This window comes from Micromonospora inaquosa (assembly GCF_003857055.1).
Classification (GTDB): Bacteria; Actinomycetota; Actinomycetes; order Mycobacteriales; family Micromonosporaceae; genus Micromonospora; species Micromonospora inaquosa.
Genome location: NZ_QGSZ01000214.1, coordinates 40,625 through 62,444, shown reverse-complemented (window position 1 = coordinate 62,444; position 21,820 = coordinate 40,625). Strand labels below are relative to the sequence as shown.

19 protein-coding genes are annotated in these 21,820 nt (G+C 71.7%); 13 read left to right on the top strand and 6 right to left on the bottom strand.

From position 1 onward, the window contains the following. On the top strand, positions 1–1,812 hold a 1,812-nt coding region (locus tag DLJ59_RS16405), incomplete at its 5' end, for an IucA/IucC family protein (protein ID WP_244236064.1). Positions 1,813–1,882: 70 nt separating this feature from the next. Here the strand turns inward: DLJ59_RS16405 and DLJ59_RS16400 are convergent. After that, the gene (locus DLJ59_RS16400) at positions 1,883–2,356 is read right to left on the bottom strand and encodes a MarR family winged helix-turn-helix transcriptional regulator (RefSeq protein ID WP_124773508.1); all 474 of its coding nucleotides are present in this window, start codon (positions 2,354–2,356) and stop codon (positions 1,883–1,885) included. A 137-nt stretch (positions 2,357–2,493) separates the two neighbouring features. Here DLJ59_RS16400 and DLJ59_RS16395 point away from each other — a divergent pair, with 137 nt between their 5' ends. Next, positions 2,494–3,054, top strand: coding sequence for an NADPH-dependent FMN reductase (locus DLJ59_RS16395; protein WP_124773507.1), 561 nt, complete (start codon positions 2,494–2,496; stop codon positions 3,052–3,054). 55 nt (positions 3,055–3,109) lie between these two features. Here the strand turns inward: DLJ59_RS16395 and DLJ59_RS16390 are convergent, their stop codons facing one another. Beyond that, complete coding sequence (locus DLJ59_RS16390; protein WP_124773506.1) at positions 3,110–4,048, bottom strand: SDR family NAD(P)-dependent oxidoreductase; 939 nt, start codon at positions 4,046–4,048, stop codon at positions 3,110–3,112. A gap of 154 nt (positions 4,049–4,202) precedes the next feature. On the opposite strand from DLJ59_RS16390, the gene DLJ59_RS16385 reads away from it, so the two are divergent. Together DLJ59_RS16385 and DLJ59_RS16380 are read left to right on the top strand one after the other, a co-directional pair. Then, positions 4,203–5,108: a LysR family transcriptional regulator gene (locus DLJ59_RS16385; protein ID WP_244236063.1), complete on the top strand. Its 906-nt coding sequence runs from the start codon at positions 4,203–4,205 to the stop codon at positions 5,106–5,108. A 79-nt stretch (positions 5,109–5,187) separates the two neighbouring features. Then, a complete protein-coding gene (locus tag DLJ59_RS16380; protein ID WP_124773504.1) occupies positions 5,188–6,471 on the top strand; it encodes an MFS transporter in 1,284 nt (427 codons plus the stop codon). Positions 6,472–6,721: 250 nt separating this feature from the next. On the opposite strand, the gene DLJ59_RS16375 is transcribed toward DLJ59_RS16380, so the two are convergent. From DLJ59_RS16375 to DLJ59_RS16365, 3 genes are read right to left on the bottom strand one after another with little or no spacing between them, the layout of a single operon-like run. Continuing rightward, entirely contained in the window at positions 6,722–7,207 is a 486-nt protein-coding gene (locus tag DLJ59_RS16375; RefSeq protein ID WP_124773503.1) for a GNAT family N-acetyltransferase, read from the bottom strand. Positions 7,208–7,216: 9 nt separating this feature from the next. Then, a complete protein-coding gene (locus tag DLJ59_RS16370; RefSeq protein ID WP_124773502.1) occupies positions 7,217–8,272 on the bottom strand; it encodes a phosphotransferase family protein in 1,056 nt (351 codons plus the stop codon). After that, the gene (locus DLJ59_RS16365; protein WP_124773501.1) at positions 8,269–9,342 is read right to left on the bottom strand and encodes a LacI family DNA-binding transcriptional regulator; all 1,074 of its coding nucleotides are present in this window, start codon (positions 9,340–9,342) and stop codon (positions 8,269–8,271) included. The genes DLJ59_RS16370 and DLJ59_RS16365 overlap by 4 nt, the downstream gene beginning before the upstream one ends. A 93-nt stretch (positions 9,343–9,435) precedes the next feature. Between DLJ59_RS16365 and DLJ59_RS16360 the strand changes: the two genes are divergently transcribed. The 8 genes from DLJ59_RS16360 to DLJ59_RS16325 all read left to right on the top strand — a co-directional run bounded on the left by DLJ59_RS16360 (position 9,436) and on the right by DLJ59_RS16325 (position 17,468). Beyond that, the gene (locus tag DLJ59_RS16360; RefSeq protein ID WP_124773500.1) at positions 9,436–10,155 is read left to right on the top strand and encodes a cupin domain-containing protein; all 720 of its coding nucleotides are present in this window, start codon (positions 9,436–9,438) and stop codon (positions 10,153–10,155) included. A 241-nt stretch (positions 10,156–10,396) separates the two neighbouring features. Next, positions 10,397–11,347 carry an ABC transporter permease gene (locus DLJ59_RS16355; protein ID WP_208648719.1) on the top strand — a complete coding sequence of 317 codons (951 nt, stop codon included), beginning with the start codon at positions 10,397–10,399 and terminating at the stop codon, positions 11,345–11,347. A gap of 23 nt (positions 11,348–11,370) precedes the next feature. Beyond that, the gene (locus DLJ59_RS16350; RefSeq protein WP_124773499.1) at positions 11,371–12,375 is read left to right on the top strand and encodes an ABC transporter substrate-binding protein; all 1,005 of its coding nucleotides are present in this window, start codon (positions 11,371–11,373) and stop codon (positions 12,373–12,375) included. A gap of 43 nt (positions 12,376–12,418) precedes the next feature. Beyond that, complete coding sequence (locus DLJ59_RS16345; RefSeq protein ID WP_425271430.1) at positions 12,419–13,174, top strand: ABC transporter ATP-binding protein; 756 nt, start codon at positions 12,419–12,421, stop codon at positions 13,172–13,174. 38 nt (positions 13,175–13,212) lie between these two features. Further along, complete coding sequence (locus DLJ59_RS16340) at positions 13,213–14,364, top strand: Gfo/Idh/MocA family protein (RefSeq protein WP_124773497.1); 1,152 nt, start codon at positions 13,213–13,215, stop codon at positions 14,362–14,364. Then, positions 14,361–15,512, top strand: a complete 1,152-nt coding sequence (locus DLJ59_RS16335) for a dihydrodipicolinate synthase family protein (protein ID WP_124773496.1) — start codon at positions 14,361–14,363, stop codon at positions 15,510–15,512. Before DLJ59_RS16340 ends, DLJ59_RS16335 begins: the two co-directional genes overlap by 4 nt. Then, a complete protein-coding gene (locus DLJ59_RS16330) occupies positions 15,509–16,312 on the top strand; it encodes a sugar phosphate isomerase/epimerase family protein (RefSeq protein ID WP_124773495.1) in 804 nt (267 codons plus the stop codon). Before DLJ59_RS16335 ends, DLJ59_RS16330 begins: the two co-directional genes overlap by 4 nt. Beyond that, entirely contained in the window at positions 16,305–17,468 is a 1,164-nt protein-coding gene (locus tag DLJ59_RS16325) for a purine-cytosine permease family protein (RefSeq protein ID WP_124773494.1), read from the top strand. The genes DLJ59_RS16330 and DLJ59_RS16325 overlap by 8 nt, the downstream gene beginning before the upstream one ends. Here the strand turns inward: DLJ59_RS16325 and DLJ59_RS16320 are convergent. Further along, positions 17,465–18,265 carry a DUF4034 domain-containing protein gene (locus DLJ59_RS16320; RefSeq protein WP_244236062.1) on the bottom strand — a complete coding sequence of 267 codons (801 nt, stop codon included), beginning with the start codon at positions 18,263–18,265 and terminating at the stop codon, positions 17,465–17,467. The genes DLJ59_RS16325 and DLJ59_RS16320 overlap by 4 nt on opposite strands. 429 nt (positions 18,266–18,694) lie before the next feature. Here DLJ59_RS16320 and DLJ59_RS37900 point away from each other — a divergent pair, with 429 nt between their 5' ends. Then, positions 18,695–21,769 carry a S8 family serine peptidase gene (locus tag DLJ59_RS37900; RefSeq protein ID WP_124773493.1) on the top strand — a complete coding sequence of 1,025 codons (3,075 nt, stop codon included), beginning with the start codon at positions 18,695–18,697 and terminating at the stop codon, positions 21,767–21,769. The last annotated feature ends 51 nt before the right edge of the window (positions 21,770–21,820 follow it).

Genomic DNA, 21,820 nt, shown 5'->3' with positions numbered 1-21,820 from the left:
ACCACCGCCTACCCCGCCGGCGGCGATCGGGTCGGGCACCTCACCCCGGGGCGTTGGGCCCGGGCCAACCGGCTGCTGGTCCGCAAGGCGCTCGCCGAGTTCACCCACGAACGGCTGCTCACCCCGCAGGCCGTGGCCGGCCCCGACGACCGGCAGTGGTACGAGGTCCGCAGCGACGACGGCACTGTCACCTACCGGTTCGCGGCGCGGCTGCTCGCCCTGGCGCACTGGCAGATCGACGCGGACAGCATCACCCGGCACCGCGACGGCACGTCGCTGGCACCGGACGCGGTGGACCTCATCGTCGAACTGCGCGACACCCTCGGGCTCTCGGCGCGGGTGCTCCCGGTCTACCTGGAGGAGATCACCTCGACGTTGGCCGGTACGGCGTACAAGCTGGCCCAGGCCGCGCCGAGCGCCGCCGAGCTGGCCGACGCGGACTTCCAGACCATCGAGACCTCGATGACCGAGGGCCACCCCTGCTTCGTGGCGAACAACGGTCGGCTCGGCTTCGGCGTCGACGAGTACCACCGGTACGCCCCGGAGGCCGCCGCGCCGGTGCGACTGGAGTGGCTGGCCGCGCACCGGGACCATTCGACGTTCAGCAGCGCCGCCGACCTCGACTACGACACGCTCATCGAGAGTGAACTGGACGCCGAGACCCGGGCCCGGTTCGCGGCCACGATGGCCGATCTCGGGCTGGACCTCGTCGACTACCACCTGATCCCGGCGCACCCGTGGCAGTGGTGGAACAAGCTGGCCGTCACCTTCGCCGGGGAGCTGGCCGAACGTCGGCTGGTGCACCTCGGCCCCGGGCCGGACGTGTACCTCGCCCAGCAGTCCATCCGTACCTTCTTCAACGTCAGCGAGCCGGGTCGGCACTACGTCAAGACCGCGCTGTCGGTGCTGAACATGGGCTTCATGCGGGGGTTGTCGGCCGCGTACATGGCGGCCACCCCGGCGATCAACGACTGGTTGGCCGACCTGATCGCCGGCGACGAGGTGCTGACCGGCACCGGCCTGACCGTCATCCGGGAGCGGGCCGCGGTGGGCTACCGGCACCGGCAGTACGAGGCGGCGACCGACCGCACCTCGCCGTACCGCAAGATGTTGGCCGCCCTGTGGCGGGAGAGCCCGGTGCCCGACCTGGCGCCGGGGGAGCGACTGTCCACCATGGCCGCGCTGCTGCACGTCGACGACGAGGGCGGCTCACTGGCGGCGGCGCTGATCGCCCGGTCCGGCCTGGCGCCCGAGGTGTGGTTGCGCCGCTACCTGGACGCCTACCTGACCCCGCTGCTGCACAGCTTCTACGCCCACGACCTGGCCTTCATGCCGCACGGTGAGAACGTCATCCTGGTCCTCGACGAGCAGGACACCGTCCAGCGGGTGATCTTCAAGGACATCGCCGAGGAGATCGCGGTGCTCAGCGACGAGGTCGAGCTGCCGGCGGCGGTGGAACGGATCCGCGTCGAGGTGCCCGACGACACCAAGCTGCTGACCATCTTCACCGACGTGGTGGACTGCTTCCTGCGGCACCTCAACGCGGTCCTGGTCGAGGCGGGTGTGCTGGCCGAGGACGACTTCTGGCGGACGGTCGCGACCTGCGCCGCCGACTACTTCGATCACGTGCCACACCTGGCCGAGCGGGTCCGTCACTACGACCTGTTCGCCCCGGAGTTCACGCTGTCCTGCCTCAACCGACTGCAGTTGCGCGACAACCAGCAGATGATCGACCTGGCCGACCCGTCGGCGGCACTCCAGTTCGTCGGCACCCTCACCAACCCGCTCGCCGCCCATGCCCCGACCCGGTGACCGCGATCGCGGTTGGTCTGCGCGCGAGCCGACGGGTGCGATAGGCGGCTGGGACTTTTGAGCAGCGCGTTCAGTCGGTCGGCTCTGCCATGCCGGCCCGTTGGAACGCGCGGGCCAGTTGGGCGAGGTCGAAGCCCTCGAAGTGCTGGAGGAACCGGCGGCGCACGGCGGCCAGGTGGCTGGGCCAGGACTCTTCCAGGCGGGCGAAGCCCGCGTCGGTGAGGACGGCGTTCCAGCCGCGCGCGTCCTCCTCGCACCGTTCCCGCCGAACCAGGCCCTGCGTCTCCAGCCGGATGATGGTGCGGGTCATGCCGCTGAGGGAGAGGTGGCAGAGCGCCGCGAGTTCGTTCATGCGCATCCGGCGGTCCGGTGTCTCGGAGAGGTTCATCAGCGCGGTGTACTCGGTGAGCGGTAGCTGACGGTCACCGACCATGTCGGCGTCGATCGTGCGGGGCAGCACGTGCATGACCTGGCCCAGGGCGCGGACCAGGGCTTCCTCGTCGCAGGTGAGAGGTTGCGGAGTCGCTGAGGACGGGTTGGTCATCCTCTTATCATACTTGTTTGACCGAGCAAATGCTTACCCTCCGTGTGACCACGCCCACGGGGCAGGTACTTGCTTGACCAATCAAGCACCGGTTAGCGTTCCGGTCGTCCGGCAAGCACCTCTGAAAGGCGCCACACATGACCAGGATCGGGATCATCCTCGGCAGCACCCGCCCGGGGCGTAACGGCGAGGCTGTCGCCCGCTGGGTGCTCGAGATCGCCAAGCAGCGCTCCGACGCGGAGTACGAGCTGGTCGACCTGCTCGACTACCAGCTGCCGCACCTCGACGAGGCGTACCCGCCCGCGATGGGCCAGTACACCCAGCCGCACACCAAGCGGTGGGCCGAGACGATCGCATCGTTCGACGGGTTCATCATCGTCACCCCCGAGTACAACCACTCGACCTCGGGCGCGCTGAAGAACGCGATCGACTTCCTCTACGCCGAGTGGAACAACAAGGCCGTCGGCTTCGTCAGCTACGGCTCGGTCGGCGGAACGCGCGCCGTGGAGCACCTGCGTCTGATCTCCGGCGAGCTGCAGATGGCCGACGTGCGCTCGCAGGTCGCGCTGTCGCTCTTCACCGACTTCGAGAACTTCAGCGTCTTCAAGCCCAACCAGTTCCACCAGGACGCGCTGACCACCACGCTCGACCAGGTGGTCGCCTGGAGCGCGGCGCTCGCCCCGCTGCGCAAGGGCTGAGCCTTTCGCTCGTCCGGAAACGGTCGCGGGGGATCCCGCGACCGTTTCCGGATATTCAGGCCTGCTGGGCGTCGGCGAGCAGGTCCAGCGAGAGCTGCCACAGCCGGGCCGCCGCCACCGGATCGGTCGCGTGCTCGGCGACGCCTCGTAGCGGCGTCTCCGGGCTGTGGCGCACCGCCTGCTCGCAGTCCTCGAAATACCGGCCGCCGACACCCTCCAGCTGTGGCCCGGCGGCAAGCAGCACGGAGGTCGCGGCCCCCTGCTGCGGGGTCTTGAAGTCGTACGCCGGAAGGTTCGCGTAGTCCTCCTCGGTGAGGTGCCGTCCCAGGTTCGTGGCGACCGCGCCCGGGTTTGCCGTGTTGACGGTGATGCCGTCGTCGGCCCAGCGCCGGTTCGCCTCGACAGCGAACAGCGCGGTGGCGGTCTTCGACTCACCGTAGGCGAGGAGACGGTCATAGGGGCGTTCCCGGAAGTTGACGTCCTTGAAGACCATCGGGGCCTGAACGTGTGCGATGGAACTCAGCGACACCACCCGGGCCCGACCTGCCCCGGCGAGGGCCCGGTGCAGCCCGGTGGCGAGTGCGAAGTGGCCGAGGTGGTTGGTGGCGAACTGCAACTCCCAACCCTCCGCGGTCCGCATCTCGGGGGTCGCCGAAACCCCGGCGTTGTTGACCAGAATGTGCAGCGGCCCATCCCAGGCGGCGACGAAGGCGGCGACCGACCGCTGGTCGGACAGATCCAACGGCGCGACCCGGATCAGCTGGTTCGCGGCCCCGGTGCCGATCTCCCGCGCGGCCCGTTCTCCGGCCCGCACGTCCCGTACCGCAAGGGTCACCTCGGCACCCGCCCCGGCGAGCGCCCGGGCGGTCTCGACGCCGATGCCCGAGGAGGCGCCGGTGACGATGGCGCGCTGCCCGCTCAGGTCCACACCGGCCACGACGTCGGCGGCGGTGGACCGGGCGTTGAACGGCGTGGTGATGGGTGATTCAGTCATGATCGATTTTCCTTTGGTTGGGTGTCCTCACGTCGCGGTGCCGACTCGCCGTACAGCCGTACGGTCTGCCGACCCCGCACACTGCACCGATCGTGCGCGGAGGTCTGCGCGGACGGCCAACACGCCTTTCCTGGCGTGGCTACAGTCTGTTCCTGTGGCCACACCTGAGCTGCGACAACTGCGGTATTTCCTGGTCCTCGCCGAGGAGCTGAGCTTCACCCGGGCCGCCGCCCGCCTGATGATCGCCCAGCAGTCGTTGTCGCAGCAGATCACCGCCCTGGAACGCGTTGTCGGGGTGAAGCTGTTCGACCGCGACAGCCGTGGCACCACCCTCACCGAGATCGGCGCCCTGTTCGTGCCCGAGGCGCGCGCCGTGACGGACCGCGCCGAGCAGGCCGTCGCCCTCGTGGCGCGGGCCCTGCGGGGCGAGGTCGGCACCCTCCGACTCGCCTTCCTGACCACCGTCGCCAACCACCTCCTGCCCCCGGTGGTCCGGGCCGTCCGCCACCACCTCCCCGAGCTGCACCTGGCCACCGAGTCCACCAGCATCGCGCCCCTGGTCCAGGGCGTCCTCGGCGGGCAGTTCGACGTCGCCTTCACCCGGACCCCGCTCGTACCCGGCCTGGCGTCCAGGAGACTGACGACCGAACCGGTCTGCGCGGTGCTGCCCGAGGGCCACCCGCTCGCCGGGCGCGCCGAGTTGACGCTCGCCGACCTGGCTGACGAACCGTGGGTCATGACGCCGCGCAGCTCCTGGGAACCCTGGCACCGCGCCTACCAGGAGCAGTTCCGGCAAGCGGGCTTCACACCGAACATCGTTCAGGAGGAGGCCGGCGTGCAGAGCCTCCTCGGCCTCGTCGCCGCCGGGCTCGGCGTCACCCGGCTCGCCGGCTCGGCGGCCAGCCTTCGCCGCACCGGCGTGGTGTTCGTCCCGCTGGTCGGCGCCTACGCGTACACCGAGATGGTGTGGTTGGCGGGCAACACCGCACCCGCGCTGCACCGGCTCCTGGACGTGGTCACCGACCTCGCGGCGACGACCGACCTCACCAGCACCGGTTGACGGTGAGGCGGCCGAGGCAGGTCGATGTGACACGCGCGAGGGCCACCGTCGGACGGCCGCGTTCACTATCCTTGGCGCGATGAGCCGATCCGTTGCCTCCGGTCGGGCTCCACTCTGGCGGGATCGCACCTTCGGCACGTACTGGGTCGCGCAGTCGCTCTCGGCGGCCGGCGACTCGTTCGCCTACCTGGCCGTGCCGCTGCTGGTGCTCCAGGCGACCGGGTCGGTGGCGCAGATGGGCCTGCTCACCGCGGTCGCGGGTGCGGCCTCCGTGGTCGCCGGGATCTTCGGCGGGGTGCTGGTCGACCGGTACGACCGCCGCACCCTGATGATCGTGGCGGATCTGACCCGGTTGGTGCTCTACGCCCTGGTGCCACTGGCGTGGCTCGCCGGCCCGCAGGTGTGGCTGCTCTTCGTTGTGCTGCCGATCTGCGAGGCGGCCGGCATGGTCTTCCAGGTCGCCGCGGTGACCGCGGTCCGCAACCTGGTCGACTCCGACCGGATCACCGAGGCCAACGGGCGGTTGCAGGCGACGTACGCGGCGGCGGCCGTCCTCGGGCCGCTGCTCGCCGGGGTGGTGGCGGCCCGCTTCGGCCCGGCGACCGCCATCGCCGTCAACGCGGCCAGCTTCGCGCTCTCGGCGGCCGGGCTGTGGCTGATCCGACTGCGCCCCGTCGAGGTGGACGAGGGGGTGACCCGGCAGCGCCCGCTGGCCGAGTTCCTCGCCGGGGCGCGGTTCCTGTGGCGGCACCCCGTGCTGCGGGCGCTGACCGTCCTGCTGTCGGTCTTCATCTTCCTCACCTACGGCTTCGTCGACGTGCTGATCTACCACGTCACGCACGATCTCGACGGCTCGGAGGGCACCGTCGGCGCGGTGCTCGGCCTGGCGGCGCTGGGCACGGTCGCCGGTGCGCTGCTGGTGGCCCCGCTGCGTCGCCGCCGCGGCTTCGGTGCCACCTGGATCGGCGCGCACGCGATCTGCGGTTTCGCGGTGGCGGGTGTCGGCGTCGCCACGACAGTGCCGGCGGTCACCGCGCTGACCGCGGTGTACCTGTGCTGTCTCAGCGTCGGTGGGATCTGTTCGATGTCGCTGCGTCAGGAGATCACCCCCGATCACCTGCTGGGCCGGGTCACGTCGGCGTTCTGGAGCACGCACTACGCCCTCGGTCCGGCCGGAGCTGTGGTGCTGACCTGGGCCGCCGGCCGGCACGGTGCCGCGGTGGTCACGCTCGCGGCGGGCACGGGGTGCCTGCTGGTCGCGGTCGGTGGCCTCTTCACCCCGATCCGCCGCGCCGGTGGGGAGCCAGCCGCTGGACAACCCGGGCTGCGCCCGGCACCGGCCGGAGGCACCGTCGGTGGTTGAGACGCTATGGAGCTGATGTCGTAAACGATTCACACGGTGGCGACGGTCCGGGTGGTGGCGACGGTCCGGCCAGGGGAGCAGACCCGACGGTGGAGACGGCTCGGGCGGCACGGCCAGCAGCCGATTCGTTTGTGACATCAGCTCCAAAGGCGCCGACCACCGGCACAGCTCCGAGGGCGCCGACCACCGGCACAGCTCCGAGGGCGCCGACCACCGGCACAGCTCCGAGGGCGCTGACCACCGGCACCGCTCAGAACCCCTGGTACATCACATGCAGGCCGACCCGGCCGAGGGTGGGGTGCCGGAACGCGCCCGGCACGGTGCCGACCACCGCGAAGCCCTCGCGCTGGTACAACTCCACCGCCGACCGGTTGCTCTGCGCCACGGCGTTGAACTGCATCCCGGCGTACCCCCGCGCGCGGGCCCAGGCCAGCGCGTCGCGGCACAGCGCGGTGCCCACGCCCCGCCCGCGCGCGTCGGCGGCCACCATGAAACTCGCGGTGGACACGTGCGCGCCGGGCCCGGGGCGGTTGGTGCCCATCTTCGCGGTGCCGAGGACCCGCCCGCCGTCGACCGCGACGACGGTCCGGCCCGGCGGGGCCCCCACCCACATGCCGTACGACTGCTCGGCGGTCATCGCGGGATCGTAGGTGAACGTCTCCTGTGCCCGGATCACCTCCTGGATGATCGGCCACACCTGCGACCAGTCCTGGTCGACGAACTCCCGAATCAGCACTCGGGGAGGTTAGGCCCCGGGTGGCGGCGCGGACAATCCGTTATCCGCAGCCGCATCCAGCGCGGCGATCTCCTCGTCGAGCAGGGCCGTCAGTTGGGCGTACCGCCGGGGATGGCTCTGCTCGGTCATCCCACGGCTGGGCATCTCCACAGTCATCAGCAGGTACAGGTGCAACCGGTAGAAACCGAGCCGGCGGCGTGCCGACGCGTCCAGCACCAACGGCTGGGGTGCGGTGGCCCGGTAACCGCGCAGCAGGGGGTGCTCCGGTTCGTCCTCGACGCGCCGGAAGAGCCGCGGCGAGACCAGGTCCAGCAGTGGATCGCCGTAGAGGAAGCGCTCGCCGTCCACCAGGCCACAGAGCCGCAACCGGCCGTCCCGGTCGGGCGCCGCCAGCACATTGCCGTCCCAGCAGTCGAAGTGCAGCAGCGCCGGGCGGCGAACCTCGTCCAGCACGTCGGCGTGCCGCCCCACCAGGTCGTGCAGGCGGCCCGGGGTCACCGGCAGTCGGACGTCCCAGTCGGCCGCGTCGGCCAGGAGTTCGTCGAGCATCGCCGTGAACGCCGACCGCCAGGTCGGCCCGGCGGCCCGATCGCCGTCGTAACCGAACCGGTCACCGGTCACCTGGTGCAACGTGGCGAGGGCCACCCCCAGGTCGTAGCGCGCCGGACCGTCGTCGACCGCGCCATCGGCCTCGGCCAGGTCGGACAGCGACCGGCCGGGCAGCAACTCGGTGACCAACCACTCGCCGTACGCCGGGTCGGTGCCGTGCCACAGCACCGCGGGGACGGGCACCTGCGGCGCCCGGTCCGCGACGAGCCGGAAATATCGCCCCTCGGCGGCGCAGAGCCCGCGCTCGTAGCGCAGCAGCGGCGTCTCGGCCGACGGAGCCAGCTTCAACACCACCCGACGGCCGTCGTCGAGCAGCGCCCACCAGACCGTCGCGTACCCACCGCCGGCCAGCGGACCGGCGTCGCGGACCCGGGTGTGCGCCCCGAACGACGCACCGACCAGGTATGCCACATCGGCGCTGGTGAGGGACTGTTGGGTTGGGCTGAGGGCGGTCACGACGCGGTGCCACCTCGCCGTGCGCGTGGCGCGGAACCCGCGGTGGCGCGGGTGGAATGTGGGACGGGGCCGGCGGTGTCGCGGCGGACCAACTCGGCGGGCAGCACCTCGACCCGGGGTGTCGGGGCCCCGACGCCGAGCACCAGAGACATGGCCCGCACTCCCATGTGGACCAAGGGTAGTCGCACGGTGGTCAACGCGGGGGTCACGTCCCGGGCGATCGGCATGTCGTCGAAACCCAACACCGAGATCTGCTGCGGCACCGCCAGCCCGCGGGCGCGCAGGGTGGCGAGCGCGCCGATGGCCATCGAGTCGTTGAGCGCCACGACCGCGGTCAGCTCCGGGTCGGCGTCGAGCAGTCGGGCGGTGGCCTCGGCGCCACCGTCCCGGTCGAACTCCGCGTACCGGATGCGCCGTTCGGGCAGCTCGCGGCCCTGCTCGGTGAGGGCCTGCCGGAGGCCGGCCAGCCGGTCGGTAGTGGTGGTCAGGATGCGTGGACCGGCGATCACACCGATCGCCCGGTGCCCCAGACCGCACAGCTCCCGCCCGGCCAGGTAGCCGCCGGCCCGGTTGTCCGGCATCACCGCGTCGCCGGAGTGCTCGTGCCGGCCGATCACCGCCACCCGCCCGCCGGTGGCCTCGTACGCGGCGAGCTTCTCGTTGAGCTGCCGGGTGAACGCCTCGTCGTGGTAGCCCGAGCCGGCCAGGATCAGCGCCGCCACCTGGTGGCCGCGCAGCAGCTCCACGTATTCCAACTCGCGGTCCGGGTCCCGGTAGCTGTTGCAGATCATCAGCAGCCGGCCCTGGTCGGTGGCGACCCGTTGCAGCCCCCGGGTGATCTCGGCGAAGTACGGGTCGGAGACGTCGTGCACGATCACCCCGACCGCGCTGCGGTGCGAGCGGGCCAGCAGTTGGGCGTGCGCGTTCGGCACGTACTGCAACTCGGCGACGGCGGCGAGCACCCGCTCGCGCAGCTCGTCGGTGACCGGTTTGCTGCTGCCGTTGATGACGCGGGAAGCGGTGGCCGGTGAGACGCCCGCCCGGCGGGCCACATCGGACAGGGTCGCCATGGCCCGCCCCCTCGATCTGTTGACGGCGTTTCGTCGTGCCGGCTAGCGTCACCGTACCGCAGAGAAAGCCCTTTCCCGCAGGGAGGCCCGGCCATGCCCGATCGCTTCGCCGCCCCGCTACCCGGTGGGATCGGGGTGTCCCGGCTGCGCGTCTACGACAGCGTGGCCTCGGACGGCCTGGTCGGCGGCACCCCACACGTGCACCTGTGCTGCACCGAGGGGTACGTGGTGACCGACGGCGAGGGCGCGGTGCAGACCCTTACCACCGCCGGTTTCCGGGAGACGCCGCTGCGGCCGGGGGCGGTGGTCTGGTTCGAGCCGGGCACCGTGCATCGCCTGGTCAGCCGGGGAGGGCTGCGCATCGTGGTGCTGATGCAGAACAGCGGCCTGCCCGAGGCCGGCGACGCCGTGCTGACCTTCCCGCCGGAGGTGCTGGCCGACCCGGCCGCGTACGCCGCGGCGGCGGCGTTGCCCGACGGGGGAGCGCCGGGCGCGGACGTGCACGCCGCGTACCGCCGACGGGATCTGGCGGTGAGCGGCTTCCAGGCGCTACGAGCCGGCGGGCCGGCGGCGCTGGCCGCGTTCCACGCCGCCGCGATCGCCCTGCGTCAGCCGTTGCTGGCGCGGTGGCGACAGCGGTGGGAGGCCGGCGCCGGCCGCGCTGCCGCCGACACGGCCCGGCAGTTGGACGCCCTGGAGCGGGGGGATCCCGCACACCTGGGCGAGGCCGGGGTGTACGCGGTGGCCGAGCCGGTCGAGCGCGGCCGGTTGGGCATGTGCGGCCTCCTCGAGACCTACCCGACGGCCGGATGACGGCCCGCGACGCGCGCTGAGTCCCGGTTGGACTGTCGACGGATTCACTCGCTGCACTGAGATCGGGGCGTCCGAAGGCCGTCGACAGCCCGGTTTTCAGGAAGCCGAGTCGATCTCGAATAGATCGAGGAAAGGCCTTGCCTGGCGTGAGGGTGCCGCCTACGCTCCAGGAAAGCGTTTGCCTGATCCGCCGACCGGCCCGGTCCCCTGAATGCCGTGCCGGGCCCCGAGGAGGTTCCGCGTGACCGAGAACTCTCTGGACACGGCGGGCCGGCAGGCCGCCACCGACCAGGCCGGCGCCGCGCGGACAGCCACCTCCGGGCCGGCGAGAGCCGGCACGGCTTCGTCCACCCTGGAGCGAGGGCCACACGATGGTGGCCGCCCGCCCCGCCCGACGCTCGGTCGACGGGCGGTGGCCCTCGCCGACTCGCTCTGGCGCCCGGCGCTGGTGCTCGCGGTCTTCTTCGCCGCCTGGTGGTTCGTGGCGGCCCGGGAGTACGTCCCGAACTACCTGGTCCCCACACCCGGTCAGGTCTGGGAGACGATGACCAGCCAGTGGTCCGAGCTGGCGCGGCACACCCTGGTCACCCTCTACGAGACGGTGCTCGGGTTCGTGCTGGCCGCCGCGTTGGGCCTGATCACCGCGGTCGCCATCGCCTACTCCCGCACCCTGGACAAGGCGCTCTACCCGATCGTCCTGTTCGCACAGGTCATCCCGAAGATCGCCATCGCGCCGCTGCTGGTGGTCTGGTTCGGCCTCGGCCTCACCCCGAAGATCATTCTGGCGGTGCTCATCGCGTTCTTCCCGGTGGTCATCTCCGGGGTGGCCGGGCTGCGCTCCACCGACCCGGAGCTGCTCGACCTCGCCGCCACGATGGGCGCCGGGCCATGGCGTACGTTCCGCAAGATCCGCTTCCCGAACGCGCTGCCGCACCTGATGGCCGGCCTGAAGGTGGCCGTCACCCTCGCCGTGGTCGGTGCCGTGGTCGGTGAGTTCGTCGGCGCCAGCGAGGGGCTCGGCTACGTCCTGTTGCTGGCCAACGGCAACCTCGACGCCCCACTGCTGTTCGCCGACCTGATCCTGATGTCCGCCATCGGCATCGTCCTGTTCGTCCTGGTCGAGATCGCCGAGGCACTGCTCATTCCGTGGCACGCCAGCCGCCGGGCCGGCGTGTCCCTCACCACCTCCTGACCGACCCCATCACGGAGGCACCGATGAAACGCACCGCCACCACCATCCTGGCCACCGCCGCCCTGCTCCTCGCCGCCACCGGCTGCGGTGGGGACGACCCCGCCGGCGGCACCAACGCCGACGGCAGCAAGCAGGTCACCCTCACCCTCAACTGGGTGCCCTACGGCGAGCACGCGCCCTTCTACTACGGCCTGCAGAAGGGCTACTACTCCGCCGAGGGCATCGACCTGAAGATCCTGCCCGGCAACGGCTCGGGCAACACGGTCAAGCAGGTCGCCCAGAAGCAGACCGACTTCGGCTGGGCGGACAGCCCGGTGCTGCTCAAGTCGGTGGCCAGCGGGATGCCGGTGCGCAGCCTCGGCGCATACCTGGAGAAGGGTCCGTCCTCGGTGGAGTTCTTCACCGAGGAGAACATCAAGACCCCGGCCGACCTCAAGGGCAAGACCGTCGGCGGCACCCCCGGCGACGCCCTCTACGCGACCTTCCCGGCCTGGCTGGAGAAGAACGGCGTCAAGAAGGACGACGTCAAGGTGGTCAACGTCGACGCCGCCGGCAAGATCGCCGCCCTGGCCGAGGGCAAGGTCGACGCCATCATGGGCTTCTTCCACGACCAGGCGCCCACCATCGAGAGCAAGACCGGCAAGAAGGTCGACGTGCTGCTCTTCGCCGACTACGGGATGAACCTGCTCGGCACCGGTCTGATCGCCAACACCCAGACCCTGCAGAAGGACCCGGAGCTGGCCCGCAAGTTCGTCCGGGCCACCCAGAAGTCCTGGGCCGACGCCGCCCGCGACCCGGCCGGCGCGGTGAGCGCGATGGTGGCACTGGCCGAGAACGAGCCGGCGCCCGAGGTGCTCACCAAGCAGCTCACGCTCAACCTGCCGCTGATCGGCGCGGACGGCCCGCCCGGGGTGAACACCGAGGCCCAGTGGACCGAGACCATCGAGCTGATGTCCCGCTACGCCGAGCTGAAGGACCCGGGCGCGCCCAGCGCGTACTGGGACTCCTCGTACGCGGCGCAGGGGTGACCCGGTGACCGCCGCGAAGGCAGCCACCGGCACCGCCATCGGGATGTCCGGGCTGACCGTCCGGTTCACCACCCGACGGTCGCGGACCACCGCGTTGGACGACGTGTCGCTGGACATCGAGCCGGGCGAGTTCGTCACGATCGTCGGCCCGTCCGGCTGTGGCAAGTCCACCCTCCTGAAGATCGTCGCGGGGCTGGTCAGGCCGACCAGCGGCGAGGTGTCGCTGCTGGAACGCCCGGTGCGCGGCCCGCAGAAGGAGATCGGCTTCGTCTTCCAGAAGGCCGCGTTGCTGGAGTGGCGCGGCGCCCGAGCCAACATCCTGCTCCAGGCCGAGATGCGCGGCATGGACCGGACGCAGGCGGCCCGCCGCGCCGACGAGCTGATCGAGATGACCGGCCTGACCGGCTTCGAGAAGGCGTTGCCACACGAGCTGTCCGGCGGCATGCAGCAGCGGGTGGCGCTCTGCCGCGCGCTGCTGCACTCGCCGCCGGTGCTGCTCATGGACGAACCGTTCGGCGCCCTGGACGCCCTGACCCGGGAGCAGATGAACGCCGAGCTGCACCGGATCTGGCGGGAGACCGGGACCACCGTGGTGCTGGTCACCCACTCCATCGCCGAGGCGGTCTTCCTCGGCACCCGGGTCGTGGTGATGAGTCCCCGGCCCGGCCGGATCATCCGCACCTTCCCGGTCGAGCTGCCGGCGCACCGCGACTACGCGCAGGTGATGTCGGATCCCCGCTTCGACCGGCTCGCCACCGACCTGCGTGGGTTGCTCGGCAGCGCGGCCGCCAACCACTGAGCGCGGATCGGCACGACCAGCACGACGGAAGGAACACCATGACCCGCAGGTCGATCGGCATCATCGTCAACGGCGTGACCGGACGGATGGGCTACCGGCAGCACCTCGTCCGGTCGCTGCTGGCCATCCGCGAATCCGGCGGTGTGGCGTTGGCCGATGGCACCACCATCTGGCCGGAACCGGTCCTGGTCGGGCGCAACGAGACGAAGCTCCGCGAGCTCGCCGAGCGCCACGGGCTGACCGACTGGACCACCGACCTGACCTCGGCGCTGGCCCGCGACGACGTCGAGATCTACTTCGACGCGCAGGTCACCCAGCAGCGGGAAAAGGCGATCCGGCAGGCCATCGAGGCCGGCAAGCACATCTACACGGAGAAGCCCCTGGCCGAGGACACCGCGGCCGCGCTCGACCTGGCCCGGGCGGCGGACGCGGCCGGTGTACGGACCGGTGTGGTGCAGGACAAACTCTTCCTGCCCGGTCTGCGCAAGCTCAAGCGCCTCATCGACGGCGGCTTCTTCGGCCGGATCCTCTCGGTGCGCGGCGAGTTCGGGTACTGGGTCTTCGAGGGCGACTGGCAGCCCGCCCAGCGGCCGTCGTGGAACTACCGGGCCGAGGACGGCGGCGGCATCGTGGTCGACATGTTCCCGCACTGGCACTACCTGCTGGAGGAGCTGTTCGGTCGGGTCACTGCCGTCTCCTGCGTGATCGCCACGCACGTGCCCGAACGGGTCGACGAGGCCGATCAGGCGTACCCGGCCACCGCCGACGACGCCGCGTACGCCATCTTCGAGCTCGACGGCGGGGTGATCGCGCAGATCAACTCGTCGTGGGCCGTGCGGGTGTACCGCGACGAGCTGGTGGAGTTCCAGGTCGACGGCGTCGAGGGCAGCGCGATCGCCGGCCTGCGCAACTGCCGGATCCAGCACCGGGCGGTCACCCCGAAGCCGGTCTGGAACCCGGACCTGCCGGCCACCGAGAACTTCCGTGCCCAGTGGGCCGAGGTGCCGGACAACGAGGAGTTCGACAACGGCTTCAAGGTGCAGTGGGAGGCGTACCTGCGGCACGTCGTGGCCGGCGAGCCGTTCCGGTGGGACTTCCTGGCCGGCGCGCGCGGGGTGCAGCTCGCCGAGCTGGGGCTGCGCGCGGCCCGCCAGGGTGGTCGCGTCGAGGTGCCGGAGCTGAACTCATGACCGGCGAGGTGGTGCTGCCCGGTGGTCGGCGGCACCGGTTCGCCGGGGGAGGCGGCTTCGCCCGACCGGACACGCCCGTGACCAGCCGGATCGCGTACGCCGCCGCGCACGTGGTCGCCGACCCGGGCGCGGAGAACGTCCCGGGTGCCCCGGCGTCGGTGGACTGGGACACCACCCTCGCCTTCCGGCGGCACCTCTGGTCGTACGGGCTGGGGGTCGCCGAGGCGATGGACACCGCCCAGCGGGGGATGGGGCTGGACTATCCGGCGACCCGGGAGCTGATTCGGCGTAGCGCCGCCGAGGCCCGCGCGGTGGGCGGCCGGATGGTCGCCGGGGTCGGCACCGACCAGCTGCCGGTCGGTCCGGCCACCCTGACGGCGGTCACCGCCGCGTACGCCGAACAGCTCGACGACGTGCGTGCCGCCGGCGCCCGGCCGGTGCTGATGTGCAGCCGGCACCTGGCCGCCGCCGCGCGCGGCCCGGACGACTACCTGCGGGTGTACGACGAACTGCTGAGCGCCGCCGACGAGCCGGTGGTGCTGCACTGGTTGGGTCCGATGTTCGACCCGGCGTTGAGCGGCTACTGGGGTGCGGTCGACCTGGACCTGGCCGCCGACACGGTCATCGAGCTGATCAAGGCCCATCAGTCCACTGTGGACGGCATCAAGGTGTCGCTGCTCGACGCCGACCGGGAGATCGCGTTGCGCCGCCGCCTGCCGGCCGGGGTACGCCTCTACACCGGTGACGACTTCCACTACCCGGAGCTGGTCCGGGGCGACGAGGTGGGTCACTCCGACGCGCTGCTCGGGGTGTTCGCGGCGATCGCGCCGGCCGCCGCCGCCGCGCTGGCCGCCCTGGACCGGGGGGACCTGACGGTCTACGACGAGATCTTCGCGCCCACCGTGCCGCTGGCCCGGCACCTGTTCGCGGCCCCGACCTGGCACTACAAGACGGGGATCGTGTTCCTGGCCTGGTTGGCCGGGCACCAGGACCACTTCACCATGGTCGGTGGTGCGCAGTCCGGCCGGTCTCCGGCGCACCTGGCCACCCTGCTCACCCTGGCCGACGCGGCCGGGCTGCTGCCCGACGCCGACCTGGCCGCCGCCCGCGCCCGCGCGTTGTTCACCGTGGCGGGAGTGGCCCAATGAGCCTGGCCCGCTTCTCGTTCAACCAGGCCACCGCGCAGCGTTGGGCGCTGCCGGAGGTGGTGGCCGGGTGCGTGGCGGCCGGCGTACCGGGCATCGGCCTGTGGCGGGAGCCGGTGGCCGAGTACGGATTGGCCCGTTCGGCGAAACTGGTCCGCGAGGCTGGCCTGGCCGTCACGTCGCTGTGCCGGGGCGGGTTCTTCTCCGCCGACGACTGGCGCGCGCAGAACCTGCGGGCCATCGACGAGGCCGCCGCCCTCGGGGCCCCGGAGCTGGTACTGGTGTCCGGTGGCTTGCCGACCGGCAGCCGGGACCTCGACGGCGCCCGGCGTCGGGTCGGCGACGCGATCGGCGAGTTGGCCCCGCACGCCGAGGCCGCCGGGGTGCGCCTGGCCATCGAGCCGCTGCACCCGATGTTCGCCGCCGACCGGTGCGTGATCACCACCCTCGGACAGGCGCTGGACATCGCCGAGCGGTTCGACCCCACGGTGGTCGGTGTGGTCGTGGACGCGTACCACGTCTGGTGGGACGACACGGTGTACGCGCAGATCGCGCGGGCCGCCGCCCGGATCGCCGCGTTCCAGGTCTGCGACTGGGTGACCCCGCTGCCGGAGGGGGTGCTGCTCGGCCGGGCGCTGCCCGGCGACGGGTGCATCGAGCTGCGCCGGCTACGCGAGGCGGTCGACGCCGCCGGCTACGTCGGCCCGATCGAGGTGGAGGTCTTCTCCGCGCAGGTGTGGGCGCGTCCGGGCGCGGAGGTGCTCGACGCGGCGATCGCCGGCTACCTGCGCCACGTTGTCTGACCACCCCGAACGGCGGTGGCCGGCGGCGGTCGGCGCCTGGCTGGGCATCGGCACCGCACCCGCCACGCTGGTGCTCGGCGCGGCGATGGCCGCCCGGCACGGCGGCGCGGTGCCGGTGGCCGGGCTGCTGGTCGGCGGGACGCTGATGGCAGCGCTGCTCTGGGGGCAGGGCCTGATCGGTCTGCGCCGGCCCCTCGGCGACGGCGGAACGCTGACCGCGGTGCTGCCCGCGTACCTGGGGGACACCTCGCGGCTGCTGCTGGCGGCGGTGCTCGCCGTTTCGATGGTCGGTTGGAACGGGTTCAACGTCGGGCTCGGTGGAGCCTCGCTGGCCGCGCTGACCCATCTGCCGGGCTGGGCCGGGCCGGCGCTGCTGGAGGTGGCGGTCCTCGCCGTCTCCTGGGCGCCGGCCCGGCTCGGCAACCGGGTCGCGGTGGTCACCACGCTCAGCGCGGTGGTGTTGGTCGGTTGGTGCCTGACGATGCTGCCACCGCCCGGTGCGCCGGTCCGCCTGGCCGCCGGTGGGCTCGCCGACGCCGCGGCGCTGATCGGGTACGCGGCCGTGTTCGCGCTGCGCGCGCCGGACTTCAGCGTGGGTCTCGGCCGGCGGCGGGACCTGGCCTGGTGCGTGGGCTTGTTGATCGGGCCGGCGCTGCTCGGGGTGCTCGCCGGTGCCGGCCTGTGGCTGCGGAGCGGCTCCGCCGACGTGGTCGCGTTGCTCGCGGCTGGCTCGGGGCTGGCCGCGTACGCGAACCTGTTCGTCGCGGTGGCGGTCTTCGCGGCGGCGCTGACCACCACGTACTCCGGTTCGCTGGCGTTGCGTGGCCTGGCCCCCCGGATGCCGGCGCGGGCGGCGATGCTGCTCGTCGCGGTGCTCGGCGGTGTGCTGGCGGTGGCGCGGTTCGACCGTCTGGTGCTGCCGTGGTTGACCCTGCTCGCCGCCGCGCTGCCGGTGCTGGTGGTGCCGATGGCCGTGGAGGCCGCGGCCCGTCGGCGCGGTCGGGTCCCGCGTACCGTGCCCGCCTGGTGTTGGATGCCGCCGGCGTTGCTGGCGGTGGCCTGCACGCTCGCCGGGGTGGGTGTCGCCCCGCTGCTGGGGCTGGCCCTCGCCGGCGGGTGCACCGCGCTCTGGCGGCGTCGCGGAGGCAGGCCCTAGTCGCTTCGGTTCGTGGCCACCCAGTCCCGGGAGGCGGTGAACTTCTCGACCGGGTCGCCGAGGACCGACCACGGCCACTCGGTGACCATCCCGTCGAGCAACGCGAACGCGTGCGCTGCCGCGTCGAACTCCTCGGCCAGTTCGAAGGTCAGCGCGAAGATCGCCACGCGCGGCGCCCAGCCGGGACCGGCGGGAACGTAGTCCGGGTGGAAGATCGAGTTTTCCGCCGCGGTGAGCAACTCGGCGCGGATCTCGTCCGAGTCGAAGTACGCGTTGCCCTCTTCCGGGTCGGTGGCCTCCCACCTCTCGAAGTGGGCGACGGCCGCCAACTCGTGCAGGAGGCTGTTGGGTCCGGCCGCCGCGGCGGCGCCCCTCGCGAAGTCGAACATCTCCTCGTGGCTGCCCGACCACTTCTCGCACAGATACTGCAACCGCTGCTCGTGCGCGACCACATGCCCCGGGTGGAGGCGCGTCACCGCCTCGAAGCGCCGCTGAGCCTCCGCCGCGCCGACGGGCAGGCCACGGGAACTGGTGACCAGCCAGGCCCGTGCTGTCACGTTGTCGGGTTCCTGGGCGAGGACCTTCTCCAACAACGCTTCGGCGTGGTGCAGTCGCTTGTGGAATGCCGCGAACTGGGCGGCGGCGGTGTACCTGGCCCGTTTGCCGCCACGTGCCTCCCACGCCCAGTGCACCGCGTGACAACCGGCGACCAGCACGGGCAGCGTCGACTCGGGCTCGGCGTCGATCCAATCGCCGATCCAGTCCTGGATCCCGTCGACACCGCCGACCGCCTCCATGAGAAGGCCATCTCGTCCGGGTCCGCGGCCATGGTGAGCAGTTCCCGGGCGAACTTCCACCTGCGCTTCTCCAACGCCCGGATCAGGGCCTTGCGGTGTGGGTCACCATAGGTCGGGTCCAGGGCCGGGGCCTTTGCCCGCTTGATGAATCCCCACATGCCACCGAACCCCCATGTCGTACGCCAGGTGGCCGCTGATACTAGATGATCACGTGGCCGGCGGCCGACCGGTGCGTGCCTCAGCGGTGGCGGCACCGACTGGTGGGGCTCGGCGGTGTGCCCGACGGCTTGTGATCTTATACGCAGCAGTGATCCGTAACACCGCGCGAACCGGCGCTTAACCGTCGACTACTTAGGTGGGGCAGCGCTCCCATCGGCGGATCGCGAAAGATCAGTAGGACTCCACAAGGGAGTACGTGAGAGGAGCCTCGTGGCTACCAGCACGAGCGGAAAAAGACTGCGAAGACTAGCGATACCGACGCTGGTCTTCGCCCTGGTCAGCGGCACCACCGGTGTCGCGGGAACGGCGTCGGCGGCACCCGTCGGGTCGTCGGGTAACGGCAACGGCGCCGGTTACTTCACCTCGGGGTCCGACAAGAAAGCCACACTGACCGACGGAGCCGACCGTCGACCCGGCGGCAACCGCGCGGCCAACCCGAAGGCGGCCGTGGACGCGACCGGCTCCGGCATGTACGTCGTCGAACTGGCCGAGGAGCCGTTGACCACGTACACCGGTGGGGTGTCCGGTCTGGCGCGGACCCGCCCGGCGGCGGGCAACCGGCTGGACGTGACGTCGACGCCGTCGCAGGTGTACCGCCGGCACCTCGACGCGCAGCGCGGCGCCGTCGCCGCCGCAGCCGGGGTCAAGGTAAACGCCGTCTACACCACAGCCTTCAACGGGTTCTCGGCGAAGCTGACCGCCCAGCAGGTGAGCACGCTGCGGGCGGACAAGCGGGTCCGCGCCGTCACCGCCGCGCAGGCCCTCGGCACCCCTTCGACGCCGCCCGCCGCAGCCACGCCGCCGGCCGCCAACCCGACGCCCGCCGCCCCCAGTGGCGCCGAGCAGTCGGCACCGACGGACCGCGCCGGCCGACCGGCCAAGCCCGGTCCCGGCACGGGCGCGGGCACGGTGATCGGCGTCCTGGACACCGGCATCTGGCCGGAGAGCGCGTCGTTCGCCAAGAAGATGACCGCCCCCGCGACCTGGCACGGCACCTGCCAGGCCGGCGTCGCCTTCGTGGCCGAGCACTGCAACGGCAAGATCGTTGGCGCCCGCTACTTCGCCGACACCTGGCTCGCCGGCGGCGGCTCGGTACCCGACGGTGAGGTGCTCTCCCCCCGCGACATGTCCGGGCACGGCACCCACACCGCGTCCACGGCGGCCGGTCTGGCCCTGCCGAACGTCACCATCGACGGCCGCGGCTTCGGTCCCGTCTCCGGGGTGGCGCCGGACGCCCAGATCGCCGTCTACAAGGTGCTCTGGGGCGGCATGGGGTTCGACGCCGACATCATCGCCGGCATCGACGCGGCCGTCGCCGACGGCGTGCAGGTGCTGAACTTCTCGATCGGTTCCGAGCTCGGCGACTGGGAGGCCAACACCCCCATCGGCGTGGCGTTCCTCAACGCCTCGCTGGCTGGGGTCTTCGTAGCGGCGTCGGCCGGCAACACCGGCATCGTGAGTGGGGCGATCAGCAACGCGGCACCCTGGGTGACCACGGTCGGCGCGGCGGTGACCAAGCTCGACGAGGCCACCGCCAAGTTGGGCGACGGCACCAAGCTGGTCGGCGGCTCGCTGGACGCCCTGCCCGGTGGCGACGCACGGCCGATGGTCTTCGGTGAACAGGCCGGCTCGCCGGATCTGGGTGCGGTCTACTGCGAGCCGGGCAGCCTCGACCCCGCCAAGATCAAGGGCAAGGTGGTCGCCTGCGCGCTCTCCGACATGTTCGGCTCCGCCGCCGAGATCAAGGCCAAGGGCGGGGCGGCGATGGTGGTGTTCGACCCGGTCGGCAACTACCGGATCAACTCCATCTTCAACTTCCCGGTGGTCTACCTGCCGACCGAGAAGCAGGCCGGCAAGCTGTTCAACTACCTGATGCGCCACCCGACCGACGCGACGGTGTCGTTGCGCACCGGCGGCGACGGCTCCAGCGTTCCCGGCATCCCCAGCGTGGCGGACTTCTCCTCCACCGGCCCGGACAAGGTGACCCTCGGCGTCTTCAAGCCGGACCTGGTCGCGCCGGGGTCGAACATCATCGCCGCGGTCTCACCGGCGGGCAACTTCGGGCGACAGTACGACGCGTACTCGGGCACCTCGATGGCCTCGCCGTACGTGGCCGGCGCGGCAGCGATCCTGCGCGCCACCCACCCGGAGTGGTCGCCCGGCGCGGTCGCCTCGGCGTTGCGCACCACCGCCACCGACACGGTCGGCACCAGCAACCCCCTGGAGCAGGGCAGCGGGTTCATCAACCTGCCCGGGGCCTCCGACCCGGGTCTGGTCATCGAGCCGACGGCGGCGGAACTGGTCGAGTTCAGCGAGACGGCGCAGCCCGACGGCAAGGCACTCAACCTGCCGGCCATCTCGTTGCGCGAATACGACGGCACCCGCCCGGTGACCCTCACCCGCACCCTGACCAATGTGGGCAAGGCGCGGGAGACCTACCGCTCGTCGGTTTCCGGCCTGCCCGGCATGAAGGTCACCGTGTCGCCGGCAGCGGTGACGCTGGCCCCCGGCAAGTCCAAGACGGTCACCATCACCCTGCGTCGGGGCAGCGCACCCTGGGACCGGTACGTGACCGGGTCGATCACCTGGCGCGGCACTGCCCACACCGCCCGGATCCCGGTCGCCGCCCGGCCGTGGGGCATCGCACCCCGCCCGTACGCCGACGACGGTGAGGAATTCGCCCGGATGACCAACGGGGCGCTCGGCTCGGTCCAGCCGGGCTTCACCGGGCCGCTCGCCGGACGCAGCACCGGCTACACCCCGATGCGGCGCGACTCGTACTCGATGCCGGCCGGCGTCTACGGCGGCGTGTTCGACCCGAGCGCCGCCGGCGTGAAGAAGGTCGACTTCACAGTGCCGGCGAACACCGCCGGCATTGTCGTCGAGACCAGCACCGACGATCCGAACGCGAACCTCGATCTCTACCTGTACAAGGGCAACACCCTGATCTACAGCAGTGACAGGTTCTGGACCAGCGACGAGCAGGCGTACAAGTTCCTGCCCGAGCCGGGGCGCTACACCGCCTACGTGTTCGCGCAGGTGTCCGGTGGCCCGGTCGTCGACTTCGACCTGAGTCACGCCATCATCGGTCGCGACGCCAAGTACGCCGGTGCGACCCTCACCCTGCCGTCCACGGTGGAGCGGGGATTGACGTACGGGTTCACGTTGCAGCCGAAGAAGCCGCTGGCCGAGGGTGACTTCTGGGCGTACACCGAGTACCGCACCAAGGGCGGGGTGGTCGTCCCGGGCAACCTCGTCTACACCCAGCAGGGTTCCTGGCAGTAACCGTGCAGCCGGGGTGTGGGGCGGTGCCGACGTGCACCGCCCCACACCCCG